The sequence below is a fragment of the Actinacidiphila cocklensis genome (assembly GCF_907177275.1).
In the GTDB taxonomy this organism is placed as follows: Bacteria; Actinomycetota; Actinomycetes; order Streptomycetales; family Streptomycetaceae; genus Actinacidiphila; species Actinacidiphila cocklensis.
This window is the reverse complement of record NZ_CAJSLV010000073.1, coordinates 62,388-68,387: the sequence shown is the minus strand read 5'-3', so window position 1 is coordinate 68,387 and position 6,000 is coordinate 62,388. Positions and strand designations below refer to the sequence as shown.

Here is a 6,000-nt window from a genome sequence, read left to right as displayed (position 1 = left end):
AACATATCTGGCGTTGACTTTTGGCACGCTGTTGAGTTCTCAAGGAACGGAAGCTTCCTTCGAGACCGTTTCACCGGCCCCTCCGGGCTTTCCCTTCGTGTTTCCGACTCTATCAGACTCTTTTCAGTGCCTGACCCCCAGTCAGCGGGGTTTGTCTTTCCGGCCGTTGGGCCGTTCCGACGAGTGAGACTTTAGCGGAAGTTCGTCGGCCGTTTCAAATCGGCCGGTTTAGCTTCTGCCTCCACCCATTCCGAAAACGCACAAGCGGACGAGACACGACGCAAGGCCGTGTTCGTACGGAGGTTCGTTGCGGGATGGCCGTCCGGGAACCGACCAAGATCGGTGCTCACGTCGGACAGCCCGGAGTACGTTACGCACCTGGCCGATGTGTGTCAACTTCGTGCGAGGACCTTCACAAGCGCGGGCCACCCGTTAGTCTGGCTGCCATGACGTCGCATACGTGCCACAGCACCCAGTGGTGGGCCTCCTAGAGGCGGCCCTCTCTCACGTATGCACCCCACGGCCGCCGCTCTGGCGGCCGTTCTCGTTCTCCGCGGCCGTGGTGAGCGGTGGTCTCCCGACGAAGCCCCCGACCCGGGGGACAGAGGAGACGGCAGCGATGACGCGTATTTTCAGCGGGGTCAAGCCCACCGGGCACCTGACGCTCGGCAACTACCTGGGTGCACTGCGGCGGTGGGCCGAGGAGGACCAGTACCGGGCGGAGTCACTCTTCTGCGTGGTGGACCTGCACGCCCTGACCGTCGAGCACGACCCGGCGCGGGTGCGCCGGCTGAGCCGGCAGGCGGCGAGCCTGATGCTGGCGGCGGGCCTCGATCCCCAGGTGTGCACGGTGTTCGTGCAGAGCCACGTGGACGAGCACGCGCGGCTGTCGTACCTGCTGGAGTGCGTCGCCTCGGACGGCGAGATGCGGCGGATGATCCAGTACAAGGAGAAGTCGGCGCGCGCGCAGGCCTCGGGGCAGGGCGTACGGCTGTCGCTGCTGACGTACCCCGTGCTGATGGCGGCGGACATCCTGGCGTACGGGGCCGACGAGGTGCCGGTCGGTGAGGACCAGACGCAGCACGTGGAGCTGACCCGGGACCTGGCGGAGCGGTTCAACCAGCGGTACGGCGGGGCGTTCGTCATTCCGCGGGCGACGCAGCCGGCGGTGGCGGCGCGGGTGATGGACCTGCAGGACCCGGCCTCGAAGATGGGGAAGTCGCATGAGGCGACCGCCGGGATCGTCTACCTGCTGGACGAGCCGGACGTGGTGGCCAAGAAGGTCATGCGGGCGGTGACCGACAGCGAGCCGGGGGTCACCTACGACCGGGAGGCGCGGCCGGGGCTGGCGAACCTGCTGGAGATCCTGGCGTCCTGCACGGGCAAGGAGCCGGCGGCGCTGGCGGCGGCGTACGACGCGGGCGGGCTCGGCTTCGGTGCCCTGAAGCGGGAGACGGCGGACGCGGTGGTGGAGCTGCTGCGGCCGTTGCGGGCGCGGCACGCCGAGCTGAGTGCGGACCCCGGGTACATGGACGGGGTGCTGCGGGAGGGGGCGGCGCGGGCTCGGGCCATCGCCCGGCCGACCGTGGACGCGGCCTACCGGGCGATGGGGCTGCTGCCGCCGGCGTGAGCAGGAGGTGCCGGCTCAGGCGCCGGAGGCCAGCTCGCGGCTGCGGTCGCGGGCGGCCTCCAGCGCCGCGAGCAGGGCCGCGCGGACGCCGTGGTTCTCCAGCTCGCGGATGGCGCTGATCGTCGTACCGGCAGGTGAGGTGACGGCCTCGCGGAGCTTGACCGGGTGCTCGCCGCTGTCTCGGAGCATCACGGCGGCGCCGATCGCGGATTGCACGATGAGGTCGTGGGCCTGGGAGCGGGGCAGGCCGAGCAGGATGCCGGCGTCGGTCATGGCCTCGACCAGGTAGTAGAAGTACGCCGGTCCCGAGCCGGACAGCGCGGTGGCGGCGTCCTGCTGCTTCTCCGGGACGCGCAGGGTCTTGCCGACCGGCTGGAAGATGGCCTCGGTGCGGGCGAGGTGGGTCTCGTCGGCGTGGCGTCCTGCCGAGATCACCGACATGCCCTCGTCGACCAGCACCGGGGTGTTGGGCATGACGCGGACGACCGGGGTGCCCTCGGCGAGGCGGCCCTCGAAGAAGGCGGTGGGGATGCCGGCGGCGGCGCTGATGACCAGGCGGTCGGCCGGGACGTGCGGGGCGAGTTCGTCCAGCAGGGCCGACATGTCCTGCGGTTTGACGGCCAGGATGAGGGTGTCGGCGGACTCGGCCGCCTCGGCGTTGTCGACGGGTTCGACGCCGTAGCGGGCGCGCAGCTCGTCGGCCCGGTCCTTGCGGCGGGCGGTGACGAGGAGGTCGGCGGGTGCCCATCCGGCCCGGATCATGCCGGAGAGCAGGGCCTCGCCGATCTTTCCTGTGCCGAGGACGGCGACTGTCTGCTGGGTCATGGGGCCATGATGCCGCGAGCGGGCCGCCGGCAGCGGGCGCGTCCACGTCGCGGTCACGACGGGGTGCGCCGCTCAGGCCGTACGGCGGCGCAGGGTGGCGGCGCCCAGGGCGAGGGCGAGCAGCGCGCATCCGGCGACGACGGCGAGGTCGCGGACGAAGTCGCCGGTGACGCCGCTGTGGTGGACGACCTGGCTCATGCCGTCGACGGCGTACGACATCGGCAGCACGTCGGACACCGCGGACAGCACCGGCTGCATGTCGCCGCGCGGCACGAACAGGCCGCAGAGCAGCAGTTGCGGCAGCAGGACGGCGGGCAGGAACTGCACGGCCTGGAACTCGCTGGCCGCGAACGCGCTGACGAACAGGCCGAGCGCGGTGCCCAGGAAGGCGTCGGCGAGGGCGACGACCAGCAGCAGCCAGGCGGAGCCCGCGACGTCGAGGCCGAGGACGAGGAAGGTCAGCCCGGTGGCGAGTGCGGCCTGGACGACGGCGACGGCGCCGAAGGCGAGGGCGTAGCCGACGACCAGGTCGGCTTTGCCCAGCGGCATGGTCAGCAGGCGTTCCAGGGTGCCCGAGGTGCGTTCGCGCAGCGTCGCGATGGACGTGACCAGGAACATCGTGACCAGCGGGAAGATCCCGAGCAGGGACGCGCCGGCGGAGTCGAAGGTGTGCGGGCTGGCGTCGAAGACGTACTTGAGCAGCGTCAGCAGGACGCAGGGCACGACCAGCATCAGGGCGATGGTGCGCGGGTCGTGGCTGAGCTGGCGCAGGACGCGGCGTGCGGTGGCGAGCGTGCGGGCGGGGTTCATCGCGGGGTCGCCTCCGTGGGGGCTGCCGTGTCGGCGGGGGTGCGGGGATCGGCGGCGTCGGCCTGGTCGACCAGGTGGAGGAAGGCCTCCTCGACGGTGTCGCTGGACGTGCTGCGGCGCAGGGCGTCGGGGGTGTCGTCGGCCAGCAGCCGGCCGTCGCGCAGGAGCAGCAGGCGGTGGCAGCGTTCGGCCTCGTCCATGACGTGCGAGGAGACCAGGACGGTGGCGCCGCGCTCGTCGGCCAGGCGGTGGAAGAGCCGCCACAGGTCGCGGCGCAGCACCGGGTCCAGGCCGACGGTGGGCTCGTCGAGCACGAGGAGTTCGGGCTCGCCGAGCAGGGCGACGGCGAGCGAGACCCGGCCGCGCTGGCCGCCGGACATGGCGCCGGCCAGGGCGTCGGCGTGCGAGGCGAGGTCGACGTCGTGCAGGGCGCGGTCGACCTGGGCGGGGCGGTCGCGCCGGTGGATGCCGAGGACGGCGGCGTAGTAGTCCAGGTTCTGCCGGGCGGTGAGGTCGGCGTAGACGGAGGGCGCCTGCGTGACGTAGCCGACCCGGGGCCGCAGGTCGCGGTGGCCGGCGGGGCGGCCGAGGACGGTGAGGGTGCCGGTGACGTGGGCCTGAGAGCCGGCGAGCGCCCGCATGAGGGTGGACTTTCCGCAGCCGCTGGGGCCGAGGAGGCCGGTGATCCGGCCGCGCGGGATCGCGAAGGCGAGGTCGTCGAGAACGGTGCGGCCGCCCCGGACGACGCGGAGGCCGGCCGCCTCGACGGCGGGTTCCGGGTGTTTATTCATCATGCGATGAATAAACACCCTGGAGCGCGCCCGCGTCAAGGCCCGGGTGGGGCGTGGTTTAATAAATGAACGAGCATTTATTAATTCCGGCGCCCAGGCCTGATGTCCGCGCCCGCCGCCACCGACAGGGAGGACACCCATGGCCGGACGCCCCCGCGGTGTCGACGACGACGTGATCCTGCGCGCGGCGGTCGAGGTGATCGGGCGGGAGGGACCCGCCGGGTTCACGCTCGCCGCGGTCGCGGCGGAGGTCGGGCTCGTGGCCGGCACGGTGGTGCAGCGCTTCGGGTCCAAGCGCGGGCTGCTGCTCGCGCTCGCCGAGCGGTCCGCGCGCGACACCGGCGCACTCGCGGCACGGGTACGGGCCGAGCACGGCTCGGCGCTCGCGGCGCTGACCGCGCTGGCGGTACGGGCGACGGGCGCCCTCGACGCCCCCGACCGGTACGCCAACCACCTGGCCTTCCTGTGCGCCGACCTCGCCGACCCCGAACTGCACGCCCACGCCCTCGCGGTGCACCGCGCGCAGGGCGCGGCCTACCGCGACCTGCTGGCCGAGGCGGTCGCGACCGGTGAGCTGCGGGCCGGTACGGACCCGGGCGCGCTGGCCGCGACCGTGCAGACGATGGTCGCGGGGGCGGGGCTGACCTGGGCACTGGACCGCGAGGGCACGCTCGCGCAACGGCTCGGCCGGGAGATCGCGGCGGCCCTGGCGCCGCACACCGACGGACAACGGGAGGACGTATGACCGCGAACGGGGACCGGCGGCTTTCCGGCACGGTGGCGCTGGTCGCCGGCGCCACCCGGGGCGGCGGGCGGGGCATCGCCGTCGAACTGGGCGCTGCGGGCGCGACCGTCTACGCGACCGGGCGCAGCAGCCGCGCCACCGGCCCCTCGGACCTGGCCAGGCCCGAGACCGTCGAGGAGACGGCGGAAATGGTCACGGCCGCCGGCGGCCGCGGCATCGCGGTACGCACCGACCACAGCAGCCCCGAGGACGTGCGGGCGCTGGTCGCGCGGATCGCCGCCGAGCAGGACGGGCGGCTCGACGTCCTGGTCAACTGCGTGTGGGGCGGCGACCCGCTCACCGACTGGGAGCACCCGCTGTGGGAGCAGGACCTCGACCGCGGCCTGCGGCTGCTGCGGCGGGCGGTCGACACGCATGTCATCACCAGCCGTTACGCGCTCCCGCTGCTGGTCGCGCGCGGGCGCGGCCTGGTGGTGGAGGTCACCGACGGCAACTCCGCGCGCTACCGGGGCTCCTTCTTCTACGACCTCGCCAAGTCCTCGGTGATCAGGCTGGCGGTGGCGCAGGCCGCGGAGCTCAAGCCGCACGGGGTCGCGGCCGTCGCCCTGACCCCCGGCTTCCTGCGCTCCGAGGCCATGCTCGACGGTTTCGGGGTGACCGAGGCGAACTGGCGCGACGGCGCCGCGAAGGATCCGCACTTCGCGCAGTCCGAGAGCCCGGCGTACCTCGGGCGGGCGGTCGCCGCGCTCGCCGCGGACCCCGACGTCCTCGCCAGGACCGGGCAGGCGCTCGCCACGTGGAGCCTGTACGAGGAGTACGGCTTCACCGACGCGGACGGTACGCGACCGGACTGGGCCGCGTACTGGTCCCGTTCCCTGGCGTCGGAACACGGCGCTCTTTGAATCCCCGCGCGCGGGTCGTGATCGGTCCGCGCCGGACCACCGGCCGGTGGGGGCTGGTCGCTGCATGGCGAAGAACCGCCACCACCCCAGGGGCGCGAGGAAATGCGCGGCCGGCCACCGACCACGCGCGGGCCGCCACCGCCCGAAAGGGACTGTTGCTGTCGCATCCGGACCACCGGCCTGCGAGCGAAGCGAGGTGGGGGCGCCCCCAGGCGAAGCCCTGGGGGACGGTTGCGCACGCAGTTCCCCGCGCCCCTGTCATGCACTCCCATGCCAAAAGGATGCCCCCAGCCACCA

At 72.8% G+C, this 6,000-nt stretch carries 7 protein-coding genes; 4 read left to right on the top strand and 3 right to left on the bottom strand.

Translation table 11 applies throughout. The annotated features are described in order from the left end of the window. A partial coding sequence (locus tag NFU81_RS27400; RefSeq protein ID WP_251495220.1) for a hypothetical protein occupies window positions 1-187 on the top strand: 187 nt, incomplete at its 5' end. A gap of 432 nt (window positions 188-619) precedes the next feature. Continuing rightward, complete coding sequence (gene trpS / locus NFU81_RS27395) at window positions 620-1,630, top strand: tryptophan--tRNA ligase (protein WP_251495217.1); 1,011 nt, start codon at window positions 620-622, stop codon at window positions 1,628-1,630. Between the two features lie 15 nt (window positions 1,631-1,645). Here trpS and proC read toward each other — a convergent pair whose 3' ends face one another. From proC to NFU81_RS27380, 3 genes are all read right to left on the bottom strand, one after another. Continuing rightward, window positions 1,646-2,455 (bottom strand): pyrroline-5-carboxylate reductase, encoded by an 810-nt coding sequence (gene proC, locus NFU81_RS27390; protein WP_251495214.1) that lies wholly within the window; start codon window positions 2,453-2,455, stop codon window positions 1,646-1,648. Between the two features lie 72 nt (window positions 2,456-2,527). Continuing rightward, window positions 2,528-3,265, bottom strand: coding sequence for an ABC transporter permease (locus tag NFU81_RS27385; RefSeq protein ID WP_251495196.1), 738 nt, complete (start codon window positions 3,263-3,265; stop codon window positions 2,528-2,530). Further along, window positions 3,262-4,059 (bottom strand): ABC transporter ATP-binding protein, encoded by a 798-nt coding sequence (locus tag NFU81_RS27380; protein ID WP_251495193.1) that lies wholly within the window; start codon window positions 4,057-4,059, stop codon window positions 3,262-3,264. Before NFU81_RS27380 ends, NFU81_RS27385 begins: the two co-directional genes overlap by 4 nt. A gap of 136 nt (window positions 4,060-4,195) precedes the next feature. Between NFU81_RS27380 and NFU81_RS27375 the strand changes: the two genes are divergently transcribed. Continuing rightward, window positions 4,196-4,801 carry a TetR/AcrR family transcriptional regulator gene (locus tag NFU81_RS27375; protein WP_251495190.1) on the top strand — a complete coding sequence of 202 codons (606 nt, stop codon included), beginning with the start codon at window positions 4,196-4,198 and terminating at the stop codon, window positions 4,799-4,801. Next, entirely contained in the window at window positions 4,798-5,703 is a 906-nt protein-coding gene (locus NFU81_RS27370; RefSeq protein WP_251495187.1) for an SDR family oxidoreductase, read from the top strand. The genes NFU81_RS27375 and NFU81_RS27370 overlap by 4 nt, the downstream gene beginning before the upstream one ends. Window positions 5,704-6,000 lie beyond the last annotated feature (297 nt).